27 protein-coding genes are annotated in these 26,168 nt (G+C 61.8%); 4 read left to right on the top strand and 23 right to left on the bottom strand.

Features of this window, described 5'->3' with window-relative positions:
* The first annotated feature begins 41 nt into the window (after window positions 1-41).
* Window positions 42-866 (top strand): nucleoside triphosphate pyrophosphohydrolase, encoded by an 825-nt coding sequence (mazG, locus tag NKI52_RS18045; protein ID WP_352698850.1) that lies wholly within the window; start codon window positions 42-44, stop codon window positions 864-866.
* Window positions 867-872: 6 nt separating this feature from the next.
* Here mazG and hflX read toward each other — a convergent pair whose 3' ends face one another.
* From hflX to dusB, 8 genes are all read right to left on the bottom strand, one after another.
* Window positions 873-2,264 (bottom strand): GTPase HflX, encoded by a 1,392-nt coding sequence (gene hflX / locus NKI52_RS18040; protein WP_352698848.1) that lies wholly within the window; start codon window positions 2,262-2,264, stop codon window positions 873-875.
* Window positions 2,265-2,510, bottom strand: coding sequence for an RNA chaperone Hfq (gene hfq / locus NKI52_RS18035; protein WP_006202172.1), 246 nt, complete (start codon window positions 2,508-2,510; stop codon window positions 2,265-2,267).
* A gap of 145 nt (window positions 2,511-2,655) precedes the next feature.
* Entirely contained in the window at window positions 2,656-3,519 is an 864-nt protein-coding gene (locus NKI52_RS18030; protein WP_352457488.1) for a D-amino-acid transaminase, read from the bottom strand.
* An 88-nt stretch (window positions 3,520-3,607) separates the two neighbouring features.
* On the bottom strand, window positions 3,608-4,969 hold the full coding sequence (gene ntrX, locus NKI52_RS18025) for a nitrogen assimilation response regulator NtrX (protein ID WP_352681283.1): 1,362 nt from the start codon (window positions 4,967-4,969) through the stop codon (window positions 3,608-3,610).
* Complete coding sequence (locus tag NKI52_RS18020) at window positions 4,959-7,244, bottom strand: sensor histidine kinase NtrY-like (protein ID WP_352698846.1); 2,286 nt, start codon at window positions 7,242-7,244, stop codon at window positions 4,959-4,961. Before NKI52_RS18020 ends, ntrX begins: the two co-directional genes overlap by 11 nt.
* 128 nt (window positions 7,245-7,372) lie before the next feature.
* Window positions 7,373-8,833, bottom strand: coding sequence for a nitrogen regulation protein NR(I) (gene ntrC, locus NKI52_RS18015; protein WP_254817199.1), 1,461 nt, complete (start codon window positions 8,831-8,833; stop codon window positions 7,373-7,375).
* A complete protein-coding gene (locus NKI52_RS18010) occupies window positions 8,830-9,972 on the bottom strand; it encodes a two-component system sensor histidine kinase NtrB (protein WP_023675075.1) in 1,143 nt (380 codons plus the stop codon). Before NKI52_RS18010 ends, ntrC begins: the two co-directional genes overlap by 4 nt.
* Window positions 9,969-10,994, bottom strand: coding sequence for a tRNA dihydrouridine synthase DusB (gene dusB / locus NKI52_RS18005; RefSeq protein WP_352698844.1), 1,026 nt, complete (start codon window positions 10,992-10,994; stop codon window positions 9,969-9,971). The genes NKI52_RS18010 and dusB overlap by 4 nt, the downstream gene beginning before the upstream one ends.
* 180 nt (window positions 10,995-11,174) lie before the next feature.
* Here dusB and NKI52_RS18000 point away from each other — a divergent pair, with 180 nt between their 5' ends.
* Together NKI52_RS18000 and NKI52_RS17995 are read left to right on the top strand one after the other, a co-directional pair.
* Window positions 11,175-12,395: a bifunctional 2-C-methyl-D-erythritol 4-phosphate cytidylyltransferase/2-C-methyl-D-erythritol 2,4-cyclodiphosphate synthase gene (locus NKI52_RS18000; protein ID WP_352457491.1), complete on the top strand. Its 1,221-nt coding sequence runs from the start codon at window positions 11,175-11,177 to the stop codon at window positions 12,393-12,395.
* Complete coding sequence (locus tag NKI52_RS17995; RefSeq protein ID WP_352577851.1) at window positions 12,392-12,901, top strand: CinA family protein; 510 nt, start codon at window positions 12,392-12,394, stop codon at window positions 12,899-12,901. Before NKI52_RS18000 ends, NKI52_RS17995 begins: the two co-directional genes overlap by 4 nt.
* Here NKI52_RS17995 and NKI52_RS17990 read toward each other — a convergent pair.
* From NKI52_RS17990 to eno, 11 genes are all read right to left on the bottom strand, one after another.
* Complete coding sequence (locus NKI52_RS17990; RefSeq protein ID WP_352577850.1) at window positions 12,877-13,338, bottom strand: type II toxin-antitoxin system RatA family toxin; 462 nt, start codon at window positions 13,336-13,338, stop codon at window positions 12,877-12,879. The two genes, NKI52_RS17995 and NKI52_RS17990, sit on opposite strands and share 25 nt — an antisense overlap.
* A 12-nt stretch (window positions 13,339-13,350) precedes the next feature.
* The gene (lipA, locus tag NKI52_RS17985) at window positions 13,351-14,316 is read right to left on the bottom strand and encodes a lipoyl synthase (RefSeq protein ID WP_352457494.1); all 966 of its coding nucleotides are present in this window, start codon (window positions 14,314-14,316) and stop codon (window positions 13,351-13,353) included.
* 137 nt (window positions 14,317-14,453) lie between these two features.
* Window positions 14,454-14,711, bottom strand: a complete 258-nt coding sequence (locus NKI52_RS17980; RefSeq protein ID WP_023675081.1) for a GlsB/YeaQ/YmgE family stress response membrane protein — start codon at window positions 14,709-14,711, stop codon at window positions 14,454-14,456.
* 98 nt (window positions 14,712-14,809) lie between these two features.
* Window positions 14,810-16,255 carry a dihydrolipoyl dehydrogenase gene (gene lpdA, locus NKI52_RS17975; RefSeq protein ID WP_352507415.1) on the bottom strand — a complete coding sequence of 482 codons (1,446 nt, stop codon included), beginning with the start codon at window positions 16,253-16,255 and terminating at the stop codon, window positions 14,810-14,812.
* A gap of 11 nt (window positions 16,256-16,266) precedes the next feature.
* A complete protein-coding gene (locus NKI52_RS17970) occupies window positions 16,267-16,905 on the bottom strand; it encodes an SGNH/GDSL hydrolase family protein (RefSeq protein ID WP_352698841.1) in 639 nt (212 codons plus the stop codon).
* Window positions 16,902-17,321, bottom strand: a complete 420-nt coding sequence (locus tag NKI52_RS17965; protein WP_352698839.1) for a hypothetical protein — start codon at window positions 17,319-17,321, stop codon at window positions 16,902-16,904. The genes NKI52_RS17970 and NKI52_RS17965 overlap by 4 nt, the downstream gene beginning before the upstream one ends.
* A 17-nt stretch (window positions 17,322-17,338) precedes the next feature.
* Window positions 17,339-18,715 carry a pyruvate dehydrogenase complex dihydrolipoamide acetyltransferase gene (locus tag NKI52_RS17960; RefSeq protein WP_352698837.1) on the bottom strand — a complete coding sequence of 459 codons (1,377 nt, stop codon included), beginning with the start codon at window positions 18,713-18,715 and terminating at the stop codon, window positions 17,339-17,341.
* Between the two features lie 18 nt (window positions 18,716-18,733).
* Window positions 18,734-20,137 carry a pyruvate dehydrogenase complex E1 component subunit beta gene (locus NKI52_RS17955; protein ID WP_352698835.1) on the bottom strand — a complete coding sequence of 468 codons (1,404 nt, stop codon included), beginning with the start codon at window positions 20,135-20,137 and terminating at the stop codon, window positions 18,734-18,736.
* 15 nt (window positions 20,138-20,152) lie between these two features.
* Window positions 20,153-21,142: a pyruvate dehydrogenase (acetyl-transferring) E1 component subunit alpha gene (pdhA, locus tag NKI52_RS17950; protein WP_245274631.1), complete on the bottom strand. Its 990-nt coding sequence runs from the start codon at window positions 21,140-21,142 to the stop codon at window positions 20,153-20,155.
* Window positions 21,143-21,364: 222 nt separating this feature from the next.
* Window positions 21,365-21,685, bottom strand: coding sequence for an FtsB family cell division protein (locus NKI52_RS17945; protein ID WP_023675088.1), 321 nt, complete (start codon window positions 21,683-21,685; stop codon window positions 21,365-21,367).
* A gap of 134 nt (window positions 21,686-21,819) precedes the next feature.
* The gene (eno, locus tag NKI52_RS17940; protein WP_352698833.1) at window positions 21,820-23,094 is read right to left on the bottom strand and encodes a phosphopyruvate hydratase; all 1,275 of its coding nucleotides are present in this window, start codon (window positions 23,092-23,094) and stop codon (window positions 21,820-21,822) included.
* Between the two features lie 202 nt (window positions 23,095-23,296).
* Here eno and NKI52_RS17935 point away from each other — a divergent pair, with 202 nt between their 5' ends.
* On the top strand, window positions 23,297-23,419 hold the full coding sequence (locus NKI52_RS17935) for a hypothetical protein (protein WP_084642452.1): 123 nt from the start codon (window positions 23,297-23,299) through the stop codon (window positions 23,417-23,419).
* A gap of 76 nt (window positions 23,420-23,495) precedes the next feature.
* Here NKI52_RS17935 and NKI52_RS17930 read toward each other — a convergent pair whose 3' ends face one another.
* The 4 genes from NKI52_RS17930 to NKI52_RS17915 all read right to left on the bottom strand — a co-directional run bounded on the left by NKI52_RS17930 (window position 23,496) and on the right by NKI52_RS17915 (window position 26,103).
* Window positions 23,496-23,861: a PRC-barrel domain-containing protein gene (locus NKI52_RS17930; RefSeq protein ID WP_023675091.1), complete on the bottom strand. Its 366-nt coding sequence runs from the start codon at window positions 23,859-23,861 to the stop codon at window positions 23,496-23,498.
* A 122-nt stretch (window positions 23,862-23,983) separates the two neighbouring features.
* Window positions 23,984-24,835, bottom strand: a complete 852-nt coding sequence (gene kdsA, locus NKI52_RS17925; RefSeq protein WP_352698831.1) for a 3-deoxy-8-phosphooctulonate synthase — start codon at window positions 24,833-24,835, stop codon at window positions 23,984-23,986.
* A complete protein-coding gene (locus NKI52_RS17920) occupies window positions 24,832-25,719 on the bottom strand; it encodes a VOC family protein (RefSeq protein WP_352699025.1) in 888 nt (295 codons plus the stop codon). The genes kdsA and NKI52_RS17920 overlap by 4 nt, the downstream gene beginning before the upstream one ends.
* Window positions 25,720-25,815: 96 nt before the next feature.
* Window positions 25,816-26,103, bottom strand: coding sequence for a Dabb family protein (locus NKI52_RS17915; RefSeq protein ID WP_352698829.1), 288 nt, complete (start codon window positions 26,101-26,103; stop codon window positions 25,816-25,818).
* Between the last annotated feature and the right edge of the window lie 65 nt (window positions 26,104-26,168).

The raw sequence follows: 26,168 nt of genomic DNA, 5'->3' as shown, positions 1-26,168 counted from the left end.
GCCGTTGGCCGCACAGCCGTGTACAGGATAGCGTTTCCCAGATGAAACCCTCGAAAGACATTTCCCGACTGATCGAGATCATGGCAGCGCTGCGGGCGCCGGAAACCGGTTGCCCGTGGGATATCGAGCAGGACTGTTCGACAATCGCGCCATACACGATCGAGGAAGCCTACGAAGTGGCGGACGCCATTGCGCGCGGCGACCTCGACGATCTGCGGGATGAACTCGGCGATCTCCTGCTGCAAGTGGTCTACCACGCGCAAATGGCCGAGGAGGCCGGCGAATTTTCATTCGGCGATGTAGTCCAGGCCATCACCACAAAAATGATCCGCCGCCACCCCCATGTCTTCGGCGACAACAAGGCGCGCAGCGCCGGCATGGCCAAGGGCATGTGGGAAAAGATCAAGGCAGAGGAAAAGGCGGAGAAGCGCAGTGCTCGCCTCACCCGTGGGCTCGACCCGGAAGACCATGGCAAGGGCTTTCTCGACAGCGTGCCGGTTGCCCTGCCCGCACTGACCCGAGCGCTCAAACTGCAGGAAAAGGCCGCCCGCGTCGGCTTCGACTGGAGCGAGGCGGCACCGATCCTCGAAAAGATAGAGGAGGAGATCGGCGAATTGCGAGAAGCGCTGGCCAAAGGCGACACTGCGCCGATCAAGGACGAGTTCGGCGACATGCTGTTTGCGGTCGTCAATCTCGGCCGGCACCTCAAAATTGATTCCGAAGCGGCACTCAGCGGCACCAACGAAAAATTCCGGTCGCGCTTCCACTATGTCGAGCGGACGCTGCAAGCGTCGGGAAACAGCCTCGAAGAGGCGACGCTGGACGAGATGGAAGCGCTCTGGCAGCAGGCAAAAAGCGCGAAGTAAACGCCTCTACCCGTTGTTTTGACGGCGCAATCGGCTTTCGATCTCCTGCCGAGCGTTGTGTGTAGCCTTGAGCGCGACGGTTACGCTGCCATCCTCATTGTCGTCGCGCGAGATGATGTCGCCGTTGCGGTAAAGCCAGTCGACGACGCCGAGTTGGTCGGGCTTGAGTGTGACGGTGAACGTCTCCAGTTCGCCCGACATCATCGTCTCGATGATCGCCTTCAGCGCATCGATGCCCTCGCCGGTTATCGCCGATATGGCGATCGGCGGTGCCTTCTTGCCGTCAGCACCATCGGCAAGCAGCCGCGCCCGGTTGCCCTCGTCGAGCCGGTCGATCTTGTTCCATACTTCAATGACGCGCTTGCTATCGCGGGCATCGACGCCGAGATCGGCAAGGATGCGCTCGACATCTTCGGCCTGCGCGGCCGTATCGGGATCGGAGATGTCGCGCAGATGAATGACGAGGTCTGCCTCGACCACTTCCTCCAGCGTCGCCCTGAAGGCCGCGACCAGATGCGTTGGCAGGTCGGAAATGAAGCCGACCGTATCGGAAAGGATGATCGGCGTGCCGTGCGGCAGGCGCACGCGGCGCAGCGTCGGGTCGAGCGTGGCAAACAGCATGTCTTCGGCCAGCACCCCTGCTCCGGTCATCCGGTTGAACAGAGTCGACTTGCCGGCATTGGTGTAGCCGACGATCGCTACCACCGGAAATGGCACCTTCTTGCGCTTGGCGCGGTGCAGGTCGCGGGTGCGGCGCACAGTTTCGAGCTCGTGCTTCAGCTTGGTGATCTTGTCCTGCAGCACACGCCGATCCGACTCGATCTGGGTCTCGCCAGGGCCGCCGAGAAAGCCGGCGCCGCCACGCTGGCGCTCGAGGTGGGTCCAGCTCCGCACAAGGCGGCCTTTCTGGTAGTTGAGATGGGCAAGATCGACCTGCAGCGTGCCTTCCTTGGTGCGGGCGCGCTCGCCGAAAATCTCCAGGATCAGCCCGGTGCGGTCGAGCACCTTGGTGTTCAACTCTTTTTCGAGGTTGCGCTGCTGTACCGGGGTCAGCGGATGATCGACAATGACCACTTCCGCGTGGCCCTCTTTGACGATCTCAGCGAACTCCGCCACCTTGCCGCTGCCGAGCAAGGTCGCCGGGCGTGGATCGTTGACGGTCACCACCGCCGTGTGGACCAGGTCGAGGTCGATCGCGCTGGCGAGGCCGACGGCCTCGTCGCGACGAGCCTCGGCGGAACGGGTCAGGCGGGGGCGGTTGGTGTCGTCGTCGCCACGAGGCTGCCGGGTAAGCACCGGCACGATAACCACCGCCCGGGTCGGGCCGTTGGCCTCTGTCCCGGTCTGATGTGCTGGTTTTCCGCGAACGCTGCGGTCCGCGTCTTTCTCACGTGCCAATCAGGCGCCCTGGCTTTCCTCACCATCGAACATCTGAACCGGCTGGCTCGGCATGATCGTGGAAATAGCGTGCTTGTAGACAAGCTGGGAATGGCCGTCGCGACGCAGCAGAACGCAGAAATTGTCGAACGAAGTGACCACGCCGGTCAGCTTCACGCCGTTGATGAGAAAGATGGTGAGTGGATTTTTGCTCTTGCGAACTGAATTCAGGAACAGGTCCTGAAGATTTTGCGATCGTTCCGCCATTGTTCTTGTCTTTCGCCGATCCCCTTCGGTTTGCAGGCCAATGCGCCAAATTAGCCGGCACATGTCAAGCACGCAAACACCATCTTGCCGTCAGTAACGACAAGCAGAACGAGATATATTGATGTTCATTCCATCTGTGCGGTTATCAGGCTGGACTTTTTTCCGCAACGTCAAAAAAGGCCTGCCGTAATGAAACTGTTAGCGAGCCCGGGTGGCCGTTGGCGACGGGAGCGCCATCGATCGCCACCACCGGCATGGCAATCGTGGTCGCGGAACTGATGAAAACCTCGCGCGCGGCCTTGGCTTCGGCCACCGAAAAACCGCGCTCCTCGATCTTCAGGCCGAGCTTGGCGGCCACGTCGAACAGGGTCGTACGGGTGATGCCGCGCAGGATGCCGTGCTCGGCCGGCCGCGTCACCAGCACGCCATCCCCGGTGATGATCCAGGCGTTCGACGATCCACCTTCCTTGACGGTGCCGTCGACATCGACGAACCAGGCCTCCTGAGCGCCGGCTTCCTTGGCTTTCTGCTTGGCCAGCACGTTCGGCAGCAGGCCGACCGACTTGATATCGACCCGATCCCACCGGTTCTCCGGCACTGTGATAACCCGGATCCCGCTCTCGGCCCGCTTCGCGGCAGCTGCAGGATCGGCTTTTTTGGCGGTCACCACCAGCGACGGCTTCGTGTCCGCCGGCGGGAAGAAAAACTCGCGGCTGGCGACGCCGCGTGTCACCTGGACATAGACCAGGCCGTCGACGACATGGTTGCGGCGCACCACCTCGCGCATGACGAGCGGCAGCACGCCGCGCGTGATCGGCCAATCGATCGAGAGTTCGGCAAGTGAGCGGTTCAATCGGGCGAGATGGCGCGGCATGTCGACGATGAAGCCTCGTGCCACCTCGCAGACCTCGTAGACGCCATCGGCGAATTGATAGCCACGGTCCTCGATATGCACGGAAGCTTCGGCGTGAGCGACGTAGCGCCCGTTCACATAGGCAATGCGCGGCATGGCTAATCCCTGAGAGAAGTCCAGCTTTCTTATGCGATTCCAAGACCGCCGTAACCGATAATTGCGTGGGCCACGACTGGTTTGACTGTCAGACGCCCAGCGACTTCAGCTTGCGGTGCAATGCAGAGCGCTCCATGCCGATAAACTCTGCCGTCTTCGAGATGTTGCCGCCAAAACGGTTGATCTGGGCAATCAGATAGTCCTTCTCGAATTGTTCGCGCGCTTCCCGCAGCGGCAGCGCCATTATGTGCTGATCGGATTTGTTTGGAGTGCGCGGCATGACGTCGCCGATCTCGGCAGGCAGGAGATCGGCGGTGATCGGCGCATCGACATCGTCGCCGCGCGCGAGGATCATCAGCCGCTCGACATTGTTGCGCAACTGGCGAACGTTGCCCGGCCAGTTATGCGCCTGCAGCACCGCCAGCGCGTCGTCGCCGATGCGGCGCGGCTTGATGCCGGCCTGGCGAGCGATCTGCTTCATGAAATTGTCGACCAGATAAGGAATGTCCTCGCGACGCTCGGCCAGTCCCGGCACCATGACCGGAACCACGGCCAGGCGATGATAAAGGTCCTCGCGGAAACGGCCGTCGGCGATCATGGCTTCCAGGTTCTGCGAGGTCGACGAGATGATGCGCACGTCGACCTTGACCCGCTTGGTGCCCCCTACCCGCTCGAACTGCTGTTCGACCAGCACGCGCAGGATCTTGTTTTGCGTCTCGCGCGGCATGTCGGCCACTTCATCGATGTAGAGAATGCCGCGATGGGCTTCCTCCAGCGCGCCGACCTTGCGTTCGACGCCGTTCGATTCGGTGCCGAACAACTCGATCTCCATACGCTCAGGCGTGATGCTGGCGGCGCTCAGCGTCACAAACGGTGCACTCTTGCGCGCCGACAGTGCGTGGACGGCGCGCGCCGCCAGTTCCTTGCCCGAGCCGGAGGGGCCGATAATCATGACGCGGCTGTTGGTCGGCGCGACGCGCTCGATGGTCTGGCGCAATTGGCTCATTGCCGATGACATGCCGATGAGGTCGAAAGTCTCGCCGCTGCGCAGCTTGAGATCCGAAACCTCGCGTCTCAATTTGGAGGTTTCGAGCGCCCGTTCGGCAATGAGGATCAGCCTGTCGGCCTTGAATGGCTTTTCGATGAAATCATAGGCGCCGCGGCGGATGGCCGAGACTGCCGTTTCGATATTGCCGTGGCCCGAGATCATCACCACCGGCAGGTTCGGGTGCATCGTCTTGATCTCGTCAAGCAAGACAAGGCCATCGAGCCGCGAGCCCTGCAGCCAGATGTCGAGGAAAATCAGCCTGGGTGCCCGGTCGGCAACCGCCGCAAGCGCGCTGTCGGCGTCAAACGCCGTGCGTGTTTCGTGACCTTCGTCGCTCAGGATACCGGCGACGAGTTCGCGGATGTCTTCCTCGTCATCGACGATGAGAATATCAGACGCCATTACCGACCTTTTCAGTTTCTTTTTCGTGTTCCGTCTTGCCCTCGCCGCGTACCGGAACGGTGGCGGCAACCGGCAGGATGATGCTGATCATTGCACCCCGCCCATCGTGGAAGTCCGCTGGTGCATCGTGCAATTCGAGTCGCCCGCCATGGTCCTCCACGATCTTCTTGACGATAGCGAGGCCAAGCCCGGTGCCTTTCTCGCGTGTCGTCATGTAAGGCTCGAGCAAGCGCTGCCGGTTTTCGCGCGGCAAGCCCCTGCCGTTGTCGATGACGTCGATTCGAATCGCGCCATTCTGACGCCCGGCTTGAATCCGGATTATGCCGTGCGGACGATCCTCTGCATCAAGTCCGTCGATGGCTTCGGCAGCATTCTTGATGACGTTGCCGAAAGCCTGCGCCATCAGCCGGCTGTCGAACGTGCCTTTGAGCGGCTCATTGCCGAAGACGCGCTCGAAAGTGATGTCGGCCCGGCTCACTTCGACCAGGAACGAGGCTTCGCGCAACGAATCGCGCAGATCGATGGCCTTCATTTCCGGTTTCGGCATGCGGGCGAACGCCGAGAACTCGTCGACCATGCGGCCGATGTCCTCCACTTGCCGGATGATGGTGTCGGTGCATTGATCGAAAACCTCACGGTCCTCGGTGATGACCTTGCCGTAACGGCGCTTGATACGCTCGGCCGAAAGCTGGATCGGCGTCAGTGGATTCTTGATCTCGTGGGCGATGCGTCGCGCCACGTCGGCCCATGCGGAGGAACGCTGTGCCTGGACCAGATCGGTAATGTCATCGACTGTAACGACGTAGGATTTATCCTCCGAACCGTCGTCGCCGGCTTCGATCGTGATCTGTACGTTGAAGGTCCGTTCAGTGCCGGCACGATAGAAGGTGACCTGTTCGCGATAGACCGGCTTGCCCGACTTGCGGCCGATCTCGAAGACGCGGCCGACATGCGGCAGCACGGCGGAAAGGTTCTGCCCAAGCGCTGCCGTGGCGGATATGGCCAGCATCGTTTCGGCCGAACGGTTGACGATGGTGACGATGCCATATGGATCGACGCCGATGACCCCGGCGGTGACGCCGGCAAGCACCGCCTCCGAAAAGCGTCGCCGCTCGTCGATCAAATCCTTGGCCGACAGGATCTCGTTGCGCTGCGATTTCAGCTCCATCAGCATCTTGTTGAAGGTGTCGCCGAGCGAGGCGACGTCGCCGTCGGAGGGGCGGACTGGCACGGCCACATCGAGATTGCCGGTAGCGACCTCGTCGGCCGCGCCGATGAGCTGACGAATCGGCCGCACCAGGCGGTCGGCCACCGCAATGCCGGTCCAGATGGCGGACAGGATGATGATCAGCGTCAGCGACAGATAGGGAAGCGCGAAAGCCACTTGCGAGGTGCGGCGATTGTCTTCGAGACCGCGATATTCGGCGGTGTTGGATTTGACGATCTGCCGCGCCTTTATCACCTCGGGATCGACGAGGCGAATGGTGTAGAGATAGAGGCCGTCGATCTCGCGCAGCTTGACGATGGCACCCATGATGTTGCGGGTGCGCGGTTCTATCAGCACCGGCTTGCCGTCGGCAGCGCTTGCCACGGCGCCCTCAGGCGGCTCCGGCATGGCAAAGTCCGCGTCGGTCTTGGCGCTCATAACGAAGGAACCATCGGGCTTGATGAGTGCTGCGTGCGCCAGCGAGCGTCCCACCGCCTCCTTGTTCATGAGGTCGAGAAAACCGGTACGATCGAGGCCGTAAAGCGTGCGCGAAGCGTCGAGGTCGTAAGCCATCGACAACGTCGTGCCCTGAAGATTTCGCGCGTTTTCCTGCACATAGGCGTCAGCGATAGACAACGACGAATTGACGATCGTCTTGGTGCGGATCTCGAACCAGCGGTCGAGGCCGATGTCGAGCGTGATCGACGCGATGATCGCCACCATGATCGCGGGGATGGCCGCGACTAGCGCAAACATCGCCACTATGCGCACATGCAGGCGCGACGCAGCCTTGCCATGCCGTCGTGCCATCAGGATGCGATGCACCTCGCGGCCGACCAGCAAGATCAGAAACAGCACGAACGCCGCATTAAGCGCAATCAGCGCCAGCGTCGTCCTTGCGTCGGGCGTGATCGGCGTGGCGCCAACGAGAATGGCGAAGGAGATCGCCGCCGTCACCAGCGCACCGGCAATGGCGACCACGCCCGGCAGCGCAAGCAGCCGGCGACCGTCTCGCGCGCCCGTATTGCTGAAAAGCGATTTGCTCAGTGTCGGTGCGTGCAGGGCCATGTCGCCGTCTAGAGCCAGTGATTGCGTCGGATGTATGCAACGCATTGTGGCGATTATGCAACAAGTGTGGCCGAGACGGAAATCTTTCGGCAATCGATCCCCTGGAAAGCGCTCGTAAAGGGATTCGTCTAGACCTGCCTGGACGATTTGTAGACGTTGACGCCGAGTTCGCGAATCTTTTTGCGCAGCGTGTTGCGGTTGAGCCCCAGCAATTCCGCAGCCTTGATCTGGTTACCGCGCGTTGCGGTCATCGAGGCGAGGACCAGCGGGTATTCGACCTCGGAGAGGATTCGCTGATACAGCCCGGCCGGGGGCAAGTCGCCGGCAAACGAGGCAAAATAGCGTTGCAGGAAATGCTCCACCGCCTGGCCGATGGAAAGGTCGTCGGGAATGAGGTTGCCGCCACCTGGAACGACAGGCCTTTCGCCGGTCTTCAATTCCGCCTCGATGATCTCCGCGGAGATCTCGTCCTGCGAATACAGTGCGGCCAGCCTGCGGATGAGATTTTCGAGTTCGCGCACATTACCGGGCCATGGGTAGCGCTTCATCAGCTCGATGCCGCCGGTGGAAATGCGCTTGGTCTGCAAGCCTTCACTGACGCCGAGCTTGAAGAAGTGGCGGACGAGGTCCGGAATGTCCTCCGAGCGCTCGCGCAGCGCCGGCAGCCTGAGTGGCACAACGTTCAAACGGTAGAACAGGTCCTCGCGGAAAAGCCCCTGATTGATCAGCGTGCGCAGGTCCTTGTTGGTGGCAGCGACGATGCGCACGTCGGTCTTGATCGGCGTGCGGCCGCCGACCGTGGTGTATTCGCCCTGCTGCAGCACACGCAGCAGCCGCGTCTGCGCTTCCATCGGCATGTCGCCGATCTCGTCGAGGAAGAGCGTGCCGCCTTCGGCCTGCTCGAAACGGCCAGTGGAGCGGTTCTGTGCGCCGGTAAAGGCGCCCTTCTCGTGCCCGAATAGTTCCGATTCGATCAGGTCGCGTGGGATCGCCGCCATGTTGATGGCGACGAAGGGGCCACCACGACGACGGCCATATTCATGCAGCGCGCGCGCCACCAGTTCCTTGCCGGTACCCGATTCGCCCGAGATCATCACCGTCAGGTCGGTCTGCATCATGCGCGCCAGCATGCGGTAGATGTCCTGCATGGCCGCCGAGCGGCCGACCAGCGGCATCGTTTCAGGCGGCTCGTCGGCACGCGTATCGATCTTAGGCCGCCGCGGCTCGGAAAGCGCGCGGTTGACGATGTTGAGCAGCTCCGTCAGGTCGAACGGTTTCGGCAGATATTCATAGGCTCCGGTTTCGGAGGCCCGGATCGCAGTCATGAACGTGTTCTGCGCACTCATGACGATGACCGGCAGTTCCGGTCGCGCCTTCTTGATGCGCGGTAGCATGTCGAAGGCGTTCTCGTCGGGCATGACAACGTCGGTGATGACCAGATCGCCCTCGCCCGCCGCCACCCAGCGCCACAGCGTCGAGGCATTGGAGGTGACGCGCACGTCGTGACCGACGCGCGAAAGCGCCTGGTTGAGGACTGTGCGGATGGCCGCATCGTCGTCAGCGACGAGAATATTGCCGCGAACGGTCATTTGCGGTCTCCTTCACCGTCGTCGTCGGTGCCAAACTGAGTTTCTTTCCACGCCGGCATCAGGATACGGAAGGTGGTCCCGCGCGGCGTCGATTCGCATTCAATGATGCCGCCATGCTCGCCGACGATCTTTGCGACCAGCGCCAGACCGAGACCGGAGCCGTTCGGCTTGGTGGTGATGAAGGGATCGAACAGGATCGGCAGGATATCCTCGGAGACACCCGAACCGTTGTCGCGCACGCAGAATTCCAATGGCAGCGACACGCGGTCCTGCGTTCCGGGCACGGAAACACGGATGCCCGGGCGGAAGGCGGTCGACAGCATGATCTCGCCCTGCGGATCGCTGCCGATCGCCTCGGCGGCATTTTTTACCAGATTGAGGAATACTTGGATGAGCTGGTCGCGATTGGCAAAGACCGGAGGCAATGATGGATCATAATCCTCTAATATCTTGATCCTCTTGGCAAAACCGTTCTTGGCGATTGCTTTAACATGGTCGAGCACGACATGGATGTTGACAGGGTAGCGGTCGATCGGCCGCTCGTCCGAAAACACCTCCATGCGGTCGACCAGCGAGACAATGCGGTCGGTCTCGTCGGTGATCAGCCTGGTCAGTGCGCGATCCTCGTCGGACGCCGACAGTTCAAGCAGCTGCGCGGCACCACGAATGCCCGACAGCGGGTTCTTGATCTCATGGGCAAGCATCGCGGCAAGGCCGGTGACCGATCGCGCCGCGCCGCGATGCGTCATCTGCCGGTCGATCTTGTCGGCCATTGAGCGTTCCTGGAACATTACCACGACGGAGCCTGGAAATTCCGTCACAGGCGCGACGTAGAGATCGACCACCTTCTCGATGCCGAGCCGCGGCGACGACACGTCCACCCGGTATTCGTTGACTGGCGCCCGGCGCTCGCGCACCTGGTCGACAAGCGTCAGCAGCGGGCTGCCGAAAGGAATGAGCTTGTGCAGCGTGTTGCGGGCGAGCATCGTGGCGCTCGACCGGAAAAAATCCTCGGCATCGGCATTGGCGAAGGTGATGAAACCTTGCGGATCGACCATGATCACCGGCCGGCGAATGGTGTTGAGCACAATATGCGCGGCGTCCGCCATATCCGTGCTCTGTGTGACGGTGGCGTTCATGCCGCACTCCGCAGGTTTGCCGCCTCGGGAGCGCTTGAGAACATGTCGCGCAGCAAGGCAACGACACGCCCAGGCTCGAAGGACGTGAGTATGGCCTTGCGCCGGTCGTCGCTTGTCGCGGCGTGGCGGTCGAGATACCAGCCGAGATGCTTGCGCGCCTGGCGCAATCCGCTTTCCACGCCATAGAGCGTCAGCATGTCTTCGTAATGGCCAATGACGTAGTCGCCCAGCGCTTGCGGGCTGGCCGGCATGCCGGCTACCCGCTCGGCCAGCGCGGCCGCTACAATGCTGCCGGCCGTCCAAGGCGCGCCATAGTGCGCGCGGCCGATCATCACCGCGTCGGCGCCGGACTGGTCGAGGATCGACGCTGCCTCCGCCGGCGAGCCGACATCGCCATTGGCAACGACCGGGATCGAGACGGCCTGCTTGACGCGTGCGATGGCACGCCAGTCGGCCTTACCCTGATAGAACTGGCAACGCGTGCGGCCGTGTACCGTCACCATCTTCACCCCGGCCTGCTCGGCGCGTCGCGCCAGCATCGGCGCGTTGAGCGCGCCTTCGTCCCAGCCGAGCCGCATCTTGACCGTGACCGGCACGTCGACCGCGCCGACTACCGCTTCGATCAGCGACAGCGCGTGGTCGAGGTCTCGCATCAGTGCCGAACCGGCATAGCCGCCCGTCACCTTCTTGGCCGGACAGCCCATGTTGATGTCGATGATGTCGGCGCCTTCGCCGGCTGCGATTCGCGCGCCCTCGGCCATGTGCCCCGCCTCACGGCCGGCAAGCTGGACCATGTGGACAGGCAGCCCGGAATGACGGATGCGCAGGCCCGAGCCAGCCCTGCCCTTTGCAAGCTCCCCGCTCGCCACCATTTCCGAAACAACCAGCCCGGCGCCATGCGCATGGGCGCGCTGCCGGAACGGTTCGTCGGTAATGCCCGACATCGGCGCGAGAAACACGCGGTTGCGGATTCTCACGCCACCCACATCCAGCGGCGAAGCCAATTTGGTCACATCAGGCATGCACAAAAACCAAGCACCTTCGGTTGCTGCACATTCTCTAGCCAGAATGATGGCAATGTGCAACGCGCAATGTCGTGATATTAAGGCGCATTTGGGAAAATACGGATCGCCGCACCGCATCAATCCTGGGTCTTCCGAAAGCGATACCACTTTTCGGGATCATGCGCTAAGCGTCTCGGCATGAGAGATGTCAACGAAAAGCAAGCTGCGGACGACAAGGTCGCGGTGGTCATCGTTGCCGCCGGCCGCGGCGCGCGCGCCGGACAGGCCAAGGGGCCGAAGCAGTACCAGCAGATTGGCGGCGGCGCCGTTATCGCACGCACGCTCGACGCCTTTCTGACGCATCCGAAAATTGGAGCTGTCGTCGTTGCTATACATGCCGAAGACGACGCGCTTTTCCGCCGCGCCGCCGGCGCGAACGCCGACCGTGTCGTCGCGGTGATCGGCGGTACGTCACGCCAGGAGTCCGTCCGGCTTGGACTGCTGGCGTTGAGAAGCCATGCGCCGGGCCGGGTCCTGATCCATGATGCGGCTCGGCCGTTTGTCGATGCGGAACTGATAGACCGTACGATCGCCGCCATTGAAGAGCGCCAGGGAGCGCTGCCTGCTTTGCCCGTTGCCGATACGCTGAAGCGCGAAACGGCCGAAGGCATGATCGGCGAAACAGTGTCCAGGGCCGGGCTCCATGCCGCACAAACACCGCAAGGCTTTCCGTTCTGGCCGATCCTGGCCGCGCACGAAAAGGCTCATCATCTGGGCAAGGCGGATTTTACCGACGATGCGGCAATCGCCGAATGGGCGCATATTCCGGTGAAGATCGTTCCCGGCTCGCCGGACAATGTCAAACTGACCTGGGCACGGGATATTGCAATGGCGGATCAGCGGCTTTCCAGCGCCCCACGTTTTCCCGACATCCGAACCGGCAATGGCTATGACGTCCATGCGTTCGAGCCCGGCGACCATGTCACCCTGTGCGGCGTCGCCATTCCACACGACAGGAAGTTATCCGGCCATTCGGATGCCGATGTCGGTCTCCATGCCTTGACCGACGCCCTGCTGGCCACCTGCGGCGCCGGTGACATCGGCACGCATTTCCCGCCCTCCGACCCGCAGTGGAAAGGGGCCGCTTCACGCATCTTCGTCGAACACGCGGTGAAGCTGGTGCGCGAGGGCGGCGGGCGCATCGCCAACGCCGACATCACCCTGATCTGCGAGGCGCCGCGCGTTGGCCCGCATCGCGAGGCCATGACCGAAACGCTTTCTGCAATGCTGCGAATTTCGCGCGACCGCATCTCGATCAAGGCGACAACCAATGAGAAGCTCGGCTTCGTCGGCCGTGAGGAAGGCATAGCGGCCATCGCGACCGCCAGCGTTGTATTTCCAGGGGATGTCCCCGAGTGAGCAATAGCGATCTCGCAGATGCCCTGCTTCAGGCCTGCCAGCAGCGCGGCATCATGCTGGCGACGGCGGAGAGCTGCACCGGCGGCATGATCATCGCCGCGCTGACCGACATCGCCGGCTCTTCCGCGGTGGTCGATCGCGGCTTCATCACCTATTCCAACCAGGCCAAGACCGAGATGCTCGGCGTCTCGGCCGCTACGCTCGAAGCGCACGGCGCGGTCTCGCGCGAGACTGCGGTGGAGATGGCGGCCGGGGCCTTGGCGCATTCGCCGGCCGGTCTCGCGCTGGCGGTGACTGGCATCGCCGGTCCGGGCGGCGGCTCGGCGGAGAAACCTGTCGGCCTGGTCTGGTTCGGCGTTGCCGTGGCTGGCCGGCCGGTGGTCAGCGAATGCCAGCTGTTCGCCGACAAGGGCCGTGATTTCATTCGCCGGGAGACGGTCCGACATGCGCTTGAACTGGGTCTGCGCGCGCTCGCCGCGGATCAGGCTGTCGATGGCGCGCCGTAGATGATTTCGGCACGTTTCTCGAACGCCTCGGAGAACATGCGGAAGGCGCGGTCGAACATGGTTCCCATGAGCGCACCCAGAATGCGGCTCTTGAACTCATAATCGATAAAGAAACAGACGTTGCAACCGCCGCCGTCCGCCGGGTCGAAGCGCCAGACATTGCTGAGATATTTGAACGGGCCGTCGATATATTTGACGTCGATGGCGTTCTCGTCAGGCTTCAGCAGCACCTGCGTGGTGAAAGTCTCGCGGATCGCCTTGTAGCCGATGCTCATGTCCGCGATGAGCAGGGTGCGTCCGTTGCGTTCCTTGCGCGAACGAACCGTAAGTGCCTCGCAAAGCGGCAGGAATTGCGGATAGGATTCGATATCGGCAACCAGAGCGAACATCTGTTCCGGCGTATGCGCGACGCGGCGATGGGCTTCGAATTGTGGCATGAAACCAGTGTGTTAGGCGGACTTCCTGAGAAACGCTTCGCGCGCCGCGCGCAACCTGGCAAAGTCGTCCCCGGCATGGTGCGACGAGCGCGTCAGCGGGCTCGACGCTACCAGCAGGAAGCCCTTGGTCCTGCCGATCGTCTCAAAGGACTTGAATTCCTCCGGCGTGACGAAGCGGATCACCGGATGGTGCTTCTTCGACGGCTGCAGATATTGGCCGATGGTCATGAAGTCGACATTGGCCGAACGCAAATCGTCCATCAGCTGCAGGATTTCGTTCCGCTCCTCGCCAAGGCCGACCATGATGCCGGACTTGGTGAAGATCGAGGGGTCGAGTTCCTTGACCCGCTGCAAGAGCCTGATCGAGTGGAAATAGCGCGCACCCGGCCGAACAGTCAGATAGTTCGACGGAACGGTCTCGAGATTATGGTTGAAAACGTCCGGCTTGGCCGCCACGACGATCTCCAGTGCACCGTCCTTGCGCAGGAAATCGGGCGTCAGGATTTCGATCGTCGTCGACGGGGTTGCTGCCCTGATCGCACGGATGACATCGGCAAAATGCTGGGCCCCGCCATCGGCGAGATCGTCGCGATCGACGGAGGTGATGACGACATGGCTCAAGCCCATTTGCTTGACCGCATGCGCGACACGCGCCGGCTCGTCGGGATCGAGTGCGGTCGGGATGCCGGTGGCGACATTGCAAAAGGCGCAGGCCCGCGTGCAGATCTCGCCCATGATCATGAAGGTGGCGTGCTTCTTCTCCCAGCACTCGCCGATATTGGGGCAGCCCGCCTCTTCGCAAACCGTCACCAGTTTGTGAGACTTCACGATTTCGCGCGTCTCGGCATAGCCTTTCGACATCGGCGCCTTGACGCGGATCCAGTCAGGCTTGCGCAGTACGTCCTGATCCGGCTTGTGCGCCTTTTCGGGATGCCGCAGGCGCGGCGCATTGGCAATCGTGTCGAGGACGGTGACCATGTGAAACCCGGCTCATTGGCAAGCGCTTGTCCAGCGCTCGCTCTACCCACGTCATCTAGGACTTTTCGGCGAAAAGAAAAAGGCCGCGATCACGCATGCCGCGGTGGCCTTTTTCGCATAGCAAGTGCCGACAGAGGTTAGCGGCGCACCAGTCGTCCGACCGCAATCAGAATGCAGGCGCCGATGAAGCCGGTGATCAGATAGGCTATCCAGCCGACGCCGAAGATGCCGATGTTCAGGGCCTGCAAGATGGCGTTCAACACGATTGCGCCGACAATGCCGAGAACGATGTTCATGAGGATGCCGGTATTGCTCTTCATGACCATCTCGGCGAGCCATCCCGCCAGGCCTCCGATGATGATGGCTGCAACCCAGCCCACGCCGTTCATTTCCATATGCCCTCTCCTTGTATGATGGATGATGCCTGCGAAACGAATTGCTCTGCCGTCGAGTTCCTTTGTGTCTTCCGTGTGAGACTCGCCCAACTAATTTATCATGCATTCAGTGCGCGGCCATAGGCGTCGAGCACACTCTCCTTCATCATCTCCGACAGCGTCGGGTGCGGGAAGATCGTGTGCATCAGCTCCTCCTCGGTGGTCTCCAGATTCATCGCCACGACGAAGCCCTGGATCAGTTCGGTTACTTCTGCGCCGACCATGTGGGCACCCAGCAACTGGCCGGTCTTCTTGTCGAAAATGGTCTTGACGAAGCCTTGGTCCTCGCCGAGCGCAATCGCCTTGCCGTTTGCCGCGAACTGAAAGCGGCCGACGCGGATGTCCTTTCCGTCGGCTTTCGCTTTGGCTTCCGTCAGTCCGACCGAGGCGACTTGCGGATTGCAATAGGTGCAGCCCGGGATCTTCAGCTTGTCGATGGCATGCACGCCGGGGAAATTGGCGATCTTTTCCACACAGACCACGCCCTCATGCTCGGCCTTGTGGGCGAGCATCGGCGGTCCGGCAACGTCGCCGATGGCGTAGACGCCCGGCACATTGGTCTTGCCGTAGCCGTCGACGACGACGCAACCGCGGTCCGTCTTCACGCCCAGCGTCTCGAGGCCGAGGTTCTCGATATTGCCTTGTACGCCGACGGCCGAGATCATGCGATCGGCGGTGATCTTCTCGACCTTGCCGTCCTTCATCTCGACATGCGCGGTGACCGAGTTAGTGCCCTTCTCGACCTTGGTCACCTTGGCTTCTAGGATGATCTTCATGCCCTGCTTCTCGAACTGCTTCTGCGCGAATTTCGAGACCTCGGCGTCCTCGACCGGCATCACGGCCGGCAGCAGTTCGACCACCGTCACCTCGGCGCCCATGGTGCGGTAGAACGAGGCGAACTCGATGCCGATGGCGCCCGAGCCCATCACCAGCAGCGATTTCGGCATCTCTTTCGGCACCATCGCCTCGAAATAGGTCCAGATCAACTTGCCGTCAGGCTCGATGCCAGGCAGCGCGCGCGGCCTGGCGCCGGTCGCCAGGATGATGTGCTTGGCGCTATAGGTGCCCTCGCCCTTGACGCCCTTGGGCGCCGGCGGCTGCGGCTCCATTGGCTTCTTCGACGATTTCGACACGACGATCTCGCCAGGTTTGGTCAGCTTGGCTTCGCCCCAGATGACGTCGACCTTGTTCTTCTTCATCAGGAAGCCGACGCCGCCGTTGAGCCGCAGCGAGACCTTTCGCGAGCGATCGACGACGGCGGCTGTGTCGACCCCGACCTTGCCATCGATCTTCAGGCCGTAGTCCTTCAGATGATCCGAATAGTGCATGATCTCGGCGGAGCGCAGCAGCGCTTTGGTCGGAATGCAGCCCCAGTTGAGGCAGATGCCGCCCAAGTGCTCGCGCTCGACGATCGCCGTCTTGAAGCCAAGCTGGGCCGAACGCACTGCAGTGACATAGCCGCCGGGGCCGGAGCCGATGATGATGACGTCGTAGTTCTCAGCCACGGCTTTCTCCTTCACAATTCCAACATGAGGCGCACGAGCGGCGCCAGCGCTTGCCCGACGTTCCGCGTGTTTTCCGCGTCCAGGTGGACGCCGTCGAGCGGCGTGGTTTTGGCCACCGTGCCGGCATCGAAGAAGCCGCAGCCGGCCTCGTCGGAAAGGGCGGAATATTGCGGCGCCAGCCGCTTTGACGCGTCATCGCCGCCGGCGAACATTTCCTTGAACTCGGCGTTTTCCGTGCGGCTGACTACGGGCGGCGCGACGATCAGGATCTGCGGCGCCGGCCAATCGAACGGGTAATCGTGACCGCGCACGATATCGATCAGGCGTTGCATGCCTTGCTTGGCCGCGACCGGATTACCATGAATCCACGGCTTCATATCGTTGGCGCCGAGCATGATGACGATCAAGTCGATCGGTGCGTGCGTCGTCAGGATTGTTGGCAACAGCCTTGCGCCATTGCGGTCCGCCCCAGCCAAGTGATCGTCGAAGGCGGTGGTTCGGCCATTCAGGCCTTCGGCGATGACCTCGACGCCGCTGCCCAATGCCGCCTGCAGCACGCTCGGCCAGCGATCTTCCAGCGGATGCCGGCCAAGGCCTGCCGCGTCATAGCCCCAGGTAAGCGAATCGCCGTAGCAGAGGACCGTCTTCATGTGCCTGCCCCGCCGAAACCTGGTTGCGAGCGCGCCAATCGCCAGCGCACGAAAAGCCACTGGACCAGCACCGTAGCGATGCCTGGCAGGACGAGACCGGCGACTATGGGAAGATCGCCCGACCACTGGCTCTTGCCTGGGGGCTGGGAGAAAGTCCAGCCGATCAGGAAAACTCCAACGAGCACAAAAAACGCTACCCCTATGGTCGCGGTCAGCTTTGTTGCCCGTCGTGGGTCCGACATGAATTGTGCGATGAAGAATGCGAGCGTCGCGAGGACGGTGACGAGAGCCGAGATCATGAATACAAGGATGTACTCTACGTCGGCATTGGTGGCGACGGCGAGCCACTGCGCCACCAATCCGCCCGCCAAACCGGAAAGAAAGAAGGCAAAAAGGCTGGTGAAGAATTTCCGCACCGCCCTGTTCCCCTCTCTTAAACCAGCATGCCCATCGGGTTTTCGACCATGCGTTTGAAGGCGACGAGCAGCTCGGCGCCGAGCGCACCGTCGACGGCGCGGTGATCGGTCGACAACGTCACCGACATGATCGTGGCGATCTTGATCTCGCCGTTCTTGACCACCGCGCGTTGCTCGCCGGCGCCGACCGCCAGGATCGTCGCATGCGGCGGGTTGATGACGGCAGAAAAATCCTTGATGCCGAACATGCCGAGATTGGACACCGCCGTGCTGCCGCCCTGATATTCTTCCGGCTTCAGCTTGCGGCTGCGGGCGCGGCCGGCAAGATCCTTCATCTCGTTGGAGATGACGGACATCGTCTTTTCGTCAGCACGCCGGATGATCGGGGTGATCAGGCCGCCGGGGATCGATACGGCAACGCCGACATCGGCGTGCTTGTGCTTGATCATGGCGTTTTCTGTCCACGACGCATTGGCATCCGGAACCGCCATCAGCGCCATGGCAAGAGCCTTGATGACCATGTCGTTGACCGACAGCTTGTAGGCCGGCGTTTCGCCCTTCTCGGTCTTCTTCACCGGCGCGGCCGCATTGATTTGCGTGCGCAGGGCCAGAAGTGCGTCGAGCTCGCAGTCGAGCGTCAGATAGAAATGCGGGATGGTGGTCTTGGCTTCGACCAGCCGCCTCGCAATGGTCTTGCGCATATTGTCGTGCGGGATCAGCTCGTAGGAGCCTTCCGCAAACAGTTTGAGCACCTGCTCATCCGACATCGCCTTGGGTGCTGCGGCCGCAGGTGCCGTAGCGCCGGCAGGCGCTGCTTTTGCTGCTGGCGCTGCCTTGGCGCCGCCACTGGAAATTGCGGCATCGACATCGGCCTTTACTACGCGGCCGCGGGGGCCGGAGCCTGTCAGCGCCGCGACATCGACGCCGGCTTCCCTGGCAATGCGCCGGGCCAGCGGCGAGGCGAAGATGCGCTCACCGCTTGCGTGGCCGTTGGCGACCGGCACCGCTTCCGCCTTAGGCGCAGGTGCGGCAGGCTCCTGCTTCGACGCTTCGGGCTTTGATGTTTCAGCTTTGGGGGCTTCCGCTTTCGGAGCCTCAGCCTTGGCCGGCGCAGCGCCATCACCGCTTTTGGCGGCAGAAGCAGCATCCTCGCCCTCGGCAGCCAGCACCGCGATCAGCGCATTGACCTTGACGCCTTCTGTGCCGGCCGGAACCACCAGCTTGGCGACCGTGCCCTCGTCGACGGCTTCGACTTCCATCGTCGCCTTGTCGGTCTCGATCTCGGCAATCACGTCGCCGGGCGAAACTTTATCGCCTTCCTTGACCAGCCACTTGGAAAGATTGCCCTCTTCCATTGTGGGCGACAGCGCCGGCATGGTGATGTTGATCGGCATTTTGTCCTCCCGCCCTGCTCAGCGATACGTGACGGCTTTGACCGCCTCGACGACCTCGCCGACATTGGGCAGCGCCAGCTTTTCGAGGTTCGCCGCATAGGGCATCGGCACGTCCTTGCCGGCAATTGTAATGACCGGTGCATCGAGGAAATCGAAGGCGCGCTGCGAGACCTGATTGGCGATATGGTCGCCGACCGAGTTCTGCGGAAAGCCTTCCTCGACCACCACGAGGCGATTGGTCTTTTTGACCGAGGCGATGATGGTGTCGAAGTCGAGCGGGCGGATGGTGCGCAAGTCGATGATCTCGGCATCGATGCCCATGCCGCGCAACTCCGCCTCCGCCTTTAGCGCGTAGGTCATGCCGATGCCGAACGAGACGATGGTCACGTCCTTGCCGGATTTGTGAATGCGCGCCTTGCCGATCGGCAACACGAAATCGTCCATCTTCGGCACGTCGAAGGAGTGGCCGTAAAGGATTTCGTTTTCGAGGAAGATGACCGGGTTCGGATCGCGGATCGCCGCCTTGAGCAGACCCTTGGCGTCGGCGGCGGTATAAGGCATCACCACCTTCAAGCCGGGAATATGGCTGTACCAGGCGGCATAGCACTGCGAATGCTGCGCGGCGACGCGGGCAGCAGCGCCGTTCGGGCCGCGAAAGACGATCGGGGCGCCCATCTGGCCGCCGGACATATAGAGCGTCTTGGCGGCTGAATTGATGATCTGGTCGATCGCCTGCATGGCGAAGTTGAAGGTCATGAATTCGACGATCGGCTTCAGGCCGGCCATCGCCGCGCCAACACCAACGCCGGCAAAGCCGTGCTCGGTGATCGGCGTGTCGACCACGCGTCTCGGACCGAATTCCTGCAACAGGCCTTGTGTGATCTTGTAGGCGCCCTGGTACTCGGCGACTTCCTCGCCCATGACGAAGACGTCGCCGTCGCGGCGCATTTCCTCCGCCATTGCGTCGCGCAAGGCTTCACGCACTGTGGTCGAGACCATTTCGGTGCCGGCCGGGATGTCCGGATCGGCGGCAATTTCCAACCTGGGCGCAGCGGCAACAGGTGCTGCCGCTTCGCTCTTGGCCGCAGCAGCCGCGGGGGCCGGAGCGGCCGCGGGCGCTTCCGCTTGCGCCTCAATAGCCTCCTCGCCGATACCTTCGCCTGCCTCGTCGATGTCTTCGCCATCGACGGCCAGCACAGCGATCAGCGTGTTGACTTTGACACCTTCGGTGCCGGCAGGAACCACGATCTTGGCAAGCGTGCCGTCGTCCACGGCTTCGACTTCCATCGTTGCCTTGTCCGTCTCTATCTCGGCAATGGCGTCACCCGCCGCGACCTTGTCGCCCTCTTTCTTCAACCACTTGGAAACATTACCCTCTTCCATGGTCGGCGAGAGGGCGGGCATGAGAATTTCGATCGGCATGTCCTTGCCCTCTCGTTAAAGTACGATGTCGGTCCAGAGCTCGGACGGATCCGGCTCCGCGTCGTTCTGGGCAAATTCTGCGGCATCGGCGACAACGTCGCGGACTTCCTTGTCGATGGCCTTGAGCTCGTCCTCGCTTGCCCATTTCTTGTCGAGCAGCCGCGCTTTGACCTGCTCGATCGGGTCACGTTCGGAGCGCATTTTCTGCACTTCTTCCTTGGAGCGGTATTTTGCCGGATCCGACATCGAATGGCCGCGGTAACGATAGGTCTGCATTTCGAGAATGAGCGGCCCGTTGCCGGCGCGGCACCATTCGGCGGCGAGGTCGCCGGCTGCCTTTACAGCGCGCACATCCATGCCGTCGACCTGGATGCCTGGAATCTTGAAGGACGCGCCGCGGTGCGAGAAATCCGTCTCGGCCGACGAGCGCGAGACCGAGGTGCCCATGGCGTAGCGGTTGTTCTCGATGATGTAGATCACCGGAAGCTTCCACAGCGAGGCCATGTTGAAGCTTTCGTAGACCTGGCCCTGGTTCGCCGCGCCGTCGCCGAAATAGGTCAGCGTCACATTGTTGTTGCCGCGATAGCGGTTGGCGAAGGCAATGCCGGTGCCGAGCGACACTTGCGCGCCGACGATGCCGTGGCCGCCGTAAAAATGCTTCTCCTTGGAGAACATGTGCATGGAGCCGCCCTTGCCTCTCGACAGGCCGCTACGGCGCCCGGTCAGTTCGGCCATGACGCCGCGCGGTGACAACTCCATGGCCAGCATATGACCATGGTCGCGATAGGCGGTGATCATCTGGTCGCCGTCGATCAGCGCCATCTTCATGCCGGTAACGACCGCTTCCTGGCCGATGTAGAGGTGGCAGAAACCGCCGATGAAGCCCATGCCGTAAAGCTGGCCGGCCTTTTCCTCGAAGCGGCGGATGAGCAGCATGTGCCGGTAGGCGGCAAGCTCCTGGTCCTTGGTGAATTCAACAGGCTTCGGGGTGGAAAGGCCCGGCATCTTGCCGTCTGATTTGGATTTGGCAGGCGCTTTTCTGGTGGCGGTGGCCATGCATCACTCCCTGTTGGCGTCTCTTGGCGGACAGCGAGGGAGATCAGTTCTCCCACCGATTTGAGGCAGGCTAACATGCAGGGAAGGCTTTCGCCATGCCGAAAACGCATGGCTGTCATGCATCTAAGCAATTAAAATCATTGCAAATATCGCTGATTAACTGAGATCAGGTTATCTTGCGACCGGCAGCATGATGGTGATCTCGTCGGCGTGAGACAGATTAAGCGCCTTGCGCGCCTGCTCGTCCAGCATGTCCTTCTCCAGCGTGCCCTCATGCATCAGCTGAACGCGGCGCTCGAGATCGATCCGGCGCGCCCTGACGGCATCGAGCCTGCCCTGCAATTCGGCAGTCTCAGCTTCGAGCTGATACTTGGAATAGATGCCGAACTCGCCATGATAGGCATGGAAACCGAAATAAGTCAGGAACACCACGCAGAGCGAGGGGATGATCAGCCGGCCGGTGTTTCTTTGCTTGTGCTGGCGTGTCCACATGGTCCGAATCCTCTACGCCGCCTTTGTCGCCCGATTGTGCTTAATGGACGGTTACAGCCTGTTGGAATCAGAGGCTGGAAGCAAAAAAGGGCGGGAATGTCCCCGCCCTCGCCGCCACGGATTTTCTCTCGAAATCAGCTTTTCACGATCGACTTGCCGGCGTATCGCGCCTGCTTGCCGAGCTCCTCCTCAATGCGGATGAGCTGGTTGTACTTGGCCATGCGATCCGAGCGCGACAGCGAGCCCGTCTTGATCTGCCCGCAATTGGTGGCAACGGCGAGGTCGGCGATGGTCGAATCCTCGGTCTCGCCCGAGCGGTGCGACATCACCGCGGTATAGCCGGCCTTGTGCGCGGTCTCGACGGCGTCGAGCGTTTCGGTAAGCGAGCCGATCTGGTTGACCTTGACCAGGATCGAATTGGCGACACCCATGCGGATGCCGTCGCGCAGCCGCGCCGTGTTGGTGACGAACAGATCGTCGCCAACCAGCTGCGTTTGCTTGCCGATGAGATCAGTCAGTATTTTCCAACCGTCCCAGTCATCCTCGGCCAGGCCGTCCTCAATGGTGATGATCGGGTAGTCGGCAGCGAGTTTGGCTAGATATTTGGCCTGCGCCTTCGGGTCGCGGGTTTTCCTCTCGCCTTCATAGACGTAGTTGCCATCCTTGAAGAATTCGGTCGCCGCGCAGTCGAGGCCTAGCGCAACCTCCTCGCCGGGCTTGAAGCCAGCCTGCTCGATCGATTCCATGATGAAGTCGAGCGCGGCCGGCGCGCTCTTCAGGTTGGGGGCAAAGCCGCCCTCGTCGCCGACATTGGTGTTATGGCCGGCGTCCTTCAGCTTCTTTCGCAGCGTATGAAAGATCTCCGAGCCCCAGCGCACGCCGTCGCGTAGCGTCGGCGCGCCGATCGGCAGGATCATGAATTCCTGGAAATCGATCGGGTTGTCGGCATGCGCGCCGCCATTGATGATGTTCATCATAGGCACCGGCAGCACATGGGCCTTGGTGCCGCCGACATAACGATAGAGCGGCAGGTCGGCCGCTTCGGCCGCGGCCTTGGCCACAGCCAGCGACACGCCGAGGATGGCATTGGCGCCGAGCCGGCTCTTGTTGGGCGTACCATCGAGCTCGATCATGGTCTGGTCGATATGGATCTGATTCTCTGCCTCCATGCCGCCGATCGCCTCGAACAGCTCGCCGTTCACCGCCTCGACCGCCGTGAGCACGCCCTTGCCGAGATAGCGGGGGCCGCCATCGCGCAGTTCGACCGCCTCATGCGCGCCGGTCGAGGCGCCGGACGGCACCGCGGCGCGACCCATCGAGCCGTCTTCGAGCACGATGTCGACCTCGACGGTCGGATTTCCGCGGCTGTCCAGGATTTCACGCCCGACAATGTCGATGATGGCCGTCATTGCGATGTCCCCGATTGATCGATTGAAGCGTCGCGCACCTCTTAGCCAAAGCGCCGCAAAACGCAATCGGGGCACTTGCAAATATTGCCCGTGCGCTACGGATTCACGAAGCACGAAGCGCTGTCATCATTTGTCATACGCGGCATGCCGGTTTCTGGTTTATGGCTGTTGTCGCGCGGGGCGAAACAGGAGGAGTTTCGCCATGTCCCAGTTGAGCGGTATTGTGAGTTTGTTCCTGATCGCGGCTGCGTTCCTGACGTCGTGCGACAATCAGCAACCCCCGCAGGGATCGTCGCCTTTGCCGGCCCTGCAGATTGCGCAGTAGCATCCCGCCACATCGAAGGCCCCCGATTTCCCGGGGGCCTTTTTGATTCCAGGAGACTTAGTCAGTGCCAGTAAGGTCAGTGCCAGTAAGGCTCGACCTTGTAGTAGTTGTATGAGGCGTCACGCGCGGCCTCGCCGTCGGCGCCGGTCAGCTCGTTGATCGAATAGGAAGGAGCGGCCATCAGCTGGTCTTTGGTGAACGGCACGACATAGCCGCCCTTGTTCTCATCATAGTCAAGGCTCGCCCACGGAATGGCGTGGTATTTCTCGCCGATGCCGAGAAATCCGCCAAAACCGATCACGGCAAACATGATTCCGTTCGACAGTTTGTCGAGCATGACATCCTCGATGTCGCCGATATGAGTGCCTTCCGTATTGTAGACCGATGTGCCGATAACCCGCGAAGCGGCGATGGCTTCGGTGTGTCCCGTCTGGGTCGTCATGGTGTGCTCCTCGTCGTCGTTGACATTAGATTTTGACAATGAGGGCCGCGGGCTAAGGTTCCAGGCGGGTTCGAAATTCTTCAAAGTTTTCTTGGCCGCGCTGCTGTGGCGCAACTGCTGGTTCAACCCACGCTTTTGGCAATGCGATCGAACGCCATCAGCCGTTCAAGCAATGCGGGAAGATCCTTTAGCGGCACCATGTTGGGACCGTCGGAAGGCGCGTTGTCGGGGTCCTGGTGCGTCTCGATGAAGACGCCGGCGACGCCAACCGCGACGGCCGCGCGCGCCAGCGTCTCGACAAAGCGCCGGTCGCCTCCGGACGAACCGCCCTGCCCACCCGGCTGCTGCACGGAATGGGTGGCATCGAAAATCACTGGCGCGCCGATCTCGGCCATGATCGGCAGCGCCCGCATGTCGGACACCAGGGTGTTGTAACCAAAGGATGCGCCGCGCTCGGTGACCAAGACATTGGCGTTGCCGGAGCCGATGATTTTGGCGACGACGTTCTTCATGTCCCACGGCGCGAGGAATTGCCCCTTCTTCACATTGACCACCTTGCCGGTTCTTGCCGCAGCAATCAGCAAATCGGTCTGCCGGCTGAGGAAGGCAGGAATCTGCAGAATGTCGACATGCGGCGCGACGATCGCGCATTGTTCCTCAGTGTGGACGTCGGTCAGGATCGGCAGCGAAAAATTGTTGCGCAAATCGTCGAAGATCGGCATTGCCGCTTCAAGTCCGGCACCGCGCGTGCCGCCGAGCGAGGTGCGATTGGCCTTGTCGTAGCTGGTCTTGTAGACGAGTCCGATGCCGAGCCTTTCAGTCAATTCCTTTAGCGCACCAGCCATGTCGAAAGCGTGCTGCCGCGATTCCAGCTGGCATGGACCGGCGATCAGCGATAGGGGCGCGCTGTTGCCGAAAATGACCTTGCCGACCGCAACGGAGGAGTTTGGCATCAGTGGATTGAGCTTGTTCATGCGATCTCCCGGAAGATGAAGGCTGCGCCCTGCCCTGGCGCCGGCGGCACGATGATATCACCGCCGCGCATGTGGTGCTCGACGGAACTGGCTGCAAGCAACTTGGCGACGGCGTCGCCGTGCCTAATCGAAAAGACGATCCCAGCAAAGCGGAGTTCAGATGGCGCGCCGGCAGGAATGCCGAAGCGTGCCGAATAGGCTGCAGGATCCAGAACGGTCACGACGGCATTCGGCAGCTCATAGACAGTGCCGCCGCCCTGCGCCTCGATTCCGGCTGCGATCGAAATCAAACGGCCTTGTTCGAAGGGTTCGCCACTGACTGCCACGATTTCGACAATGCCGGTTGCGCCATTAGCGTGGGCCTGCAACGCAGTGCGGTCGACGTTCGGCGCATTGATCCGCCCGCAGGCGAAGAGAAAAGCGTCCGTTGGCTTGCCTGTAGCCGCGAAGGCCAGTTTGAACGATGCGGTGTCGCTCTTTCCCGTCGCATCGGTGAAGGCGCGCGAAAAGCTTAGCGCGTCTCCCGCCGACAGACCGGCTTCGATGAAGCGCGCGTGGTCCGCGGCGGCGCTTTCGGTGCCCAGCGCCACGGCAGAAAATCCTTCATCGCCGTTTTCTTCGCGATACGTGCGATCACGCACGACAAAGACATTGCGGTTCGCGATCGCCGTTGCCGCGGCCTGCCGGTCAGCGACCGCGAGCGGCTCGAGATAGGTGCCGTCGGTGAGGAAGACACAGCAGTTTTCGGTTCCGAAAGGGTGGATACCTGTCGGCGCAACGGTAAAGCCGAGCAAGGTCAAGCGCGCCCGCGCAACATCGAGGCTCGCGGTCGGCAGCACCAGGTGATCGAGCGGATGAGGGCTTGCGGGGGTGTTCTCTGTCATGTCCCGCGCGATGTGCCTCATTCCTGAAAATGGTTCAAGGGCTTGGCCGACGCCTCAGCGGAAAGACCACATCAGCGCGTAGGGGACGGCGGCTCGTCAACTTGCAACGATGTCGGCCGAATAACGCAATTCGCGCAGAGGTTTGACCCGGCTGGTGGTCTCTGCATAGAGCGGATGCGCCTTGTAGGCGGCGAGCGCTGCCTCGCCCTCGAACTCGGCATAGACGACCACATCGATTTCATCCGAGAGCGGGTCGACCTTGGTGTTGAGCATCACCTCGAAATGGCGCGAGTGGGGTATCTTGCCGAGCGCCAGCAGACCCGTACGCACTGCCTCGACGTCCACTTTACGCCGTGCGCTGAAGAAAACGATATGCCGGATCAACCCAGCCTCCTGGACCGTTGGACCGGCGTTCTTTTGTGTCAGCGGGAGCGTGCCGTCAATCGGCA

The organism is Mesorhizobium sp. M0590, assembly GCF_040320905.1.
GTDB lineage: Bacteria > Pseudomonadota > Alphaproteobacteria > Rhizobiales > Rhizobiaceae > Mesorhizobium.
This window is presented reverse-complemented; position numbering and strand designations above follow the sequence as displayed.

Coding starts and splice junctions, on each gene's coding strand:
- mazG (WP_352698850.1), top strand. CDS start 42: ATGAAACCCTCGAAAGACATTTCCCGACTGATCGAGATCATGGCAGCG.
- hfq (WP_006202172.1), bottom strand. CDS start 2,510: ATGGCGGAACGATCGCAAAATCTTCAGGACCTGTTCCTGAATTCAGTT.
- NKI52_RS18030 (WP_352457488.1), bottom strand. CDS start 3,519: ATGCCGCGCATTGCCTATGTGAACGGGCGCTACGTCGCTCACGCCGAA.
- ntrX (WP_352681283.1), bottom strand. CDS start 4,969: ATGGCGTCTGATATTCTCATCGTCGATGACGAGGAAGACATCCGCGAA.
- NKI52_RS18020 (WP_352698846.1), bottom strand. CDS start 7,244: ATGGCCCTGCACGCACCGACACTGAGCAAATCGCTTTTCAGCAATACG.
- ntrC (WP_254817199.1), bottom strand. CDS start 8,833: ATGACCGTTCGCGGCAATATTCTCGTCGCTGACGACGATGCGGCCATC.
- NKI52_RS18010 (WP_023675075.1), bottom strand. CDS start 9,972: ATGAACGCCACCGTCACACAGAGCACGGATATGGCGGACGCCGCGCAT.
- dusB (WP_352698844.1), bottom strand. CDS start 10,994: ATGCCTGATGTGACCAAATTGGCTTCGCCGCTGGATGTGGGTGGCGTG.
- NKI52_RS18000 (WP_352457491.1), top strand. CDS start 11,175: ATGAGAGATGTCAACGAAAAGCAAGCTGCGGACGACAAGGTCGCGGTG.
- NKI52_RS17990 (WP_352577850.1), bottom strand. CDS start 13,338: ATGCCACAATTCGAAGCCCATCGCCGCGTCGCGCATACGCCGGAACAG.
- lipA (WP_352457494.1), bottom strand. CDS start 14,316: ATGGTCACCGTCCTCGACACGATTGCCAATGCGCCGCGCCTGCGGCAT.
- NKI52_RS17980 (WP_023675081.1), bottom strand. CDS start 14,711: ATGGAAATGAACGGCGTGGGCTGGGTTGCAGCCATCATCATCGGAGGC.
- NKI52_RS17970 (WP_352698841.1), bottom strand. CDS start 16,905: ATGAAGACGGTCCTCTGCTACGGCGATTCGCTTACCTGGGGCTATGAC.
- NKI52_RS17960 (WP_352698837.1), bottom strand. CDS start 18,715: ATGCCGATCAACATCACCATGCCGGCGCTGTCGCCCACAATGGAAGAG.
- NKI52_RS17955 (WP_352698835.1), bottom strand. CDS start 20,137: ATGCCGATCGAAATTCTCATGCCCGCCCTCTCGCCGACCATGGAAGAG.
- pdhA (WP_245274631.1), bottom strand. CDS start 21,142: ATGCCGGGCCTTTCCACCCCGAAGCCTGTTGAATTCACCAAGGACCAG.
- NKI52_RS17945 (WP_023675088.1), bottom strand. CDS start 21,685: ATGTGGACACGCCAGCACAAGCAAAGAAACACCGGCCGGCTGATCATC.
- eno (WP_352698833.1), bottom strand. CDS start 23,094: ATGACGGCCATCATCGACATTGTCGGGCGTGAAATCCTGGACAGCCGC.
- NKI52_RS17935 (WP_084642452.1), top strand. CDS start 23,297: ATGTCCCAGTTGAGCGGTATTGTGAGTTTGTTCCTGATCGCGGCTGCG.
- NKI52_RS17930 (WP_023675091.1), bottom strand. CDS start 23,861: ATGACGACCCAGACGGGACACACCGAAGCCATCGCCGCTTCGCGGGTT.
- kdsA (WP_352698831.1), bottom strand. CDS start 24,835: ATGAACAAGCTCAATCCACTGATGCCAAACTCCTCCGTTGCGGTCGGC.
- NKI52_RS17920 (WP_352699025.1), bottom strand. CDS start 25,719: ATGACAGAGAACACCCCCGCAAGCCCTCATCCGCTCGATCACCTGGTG.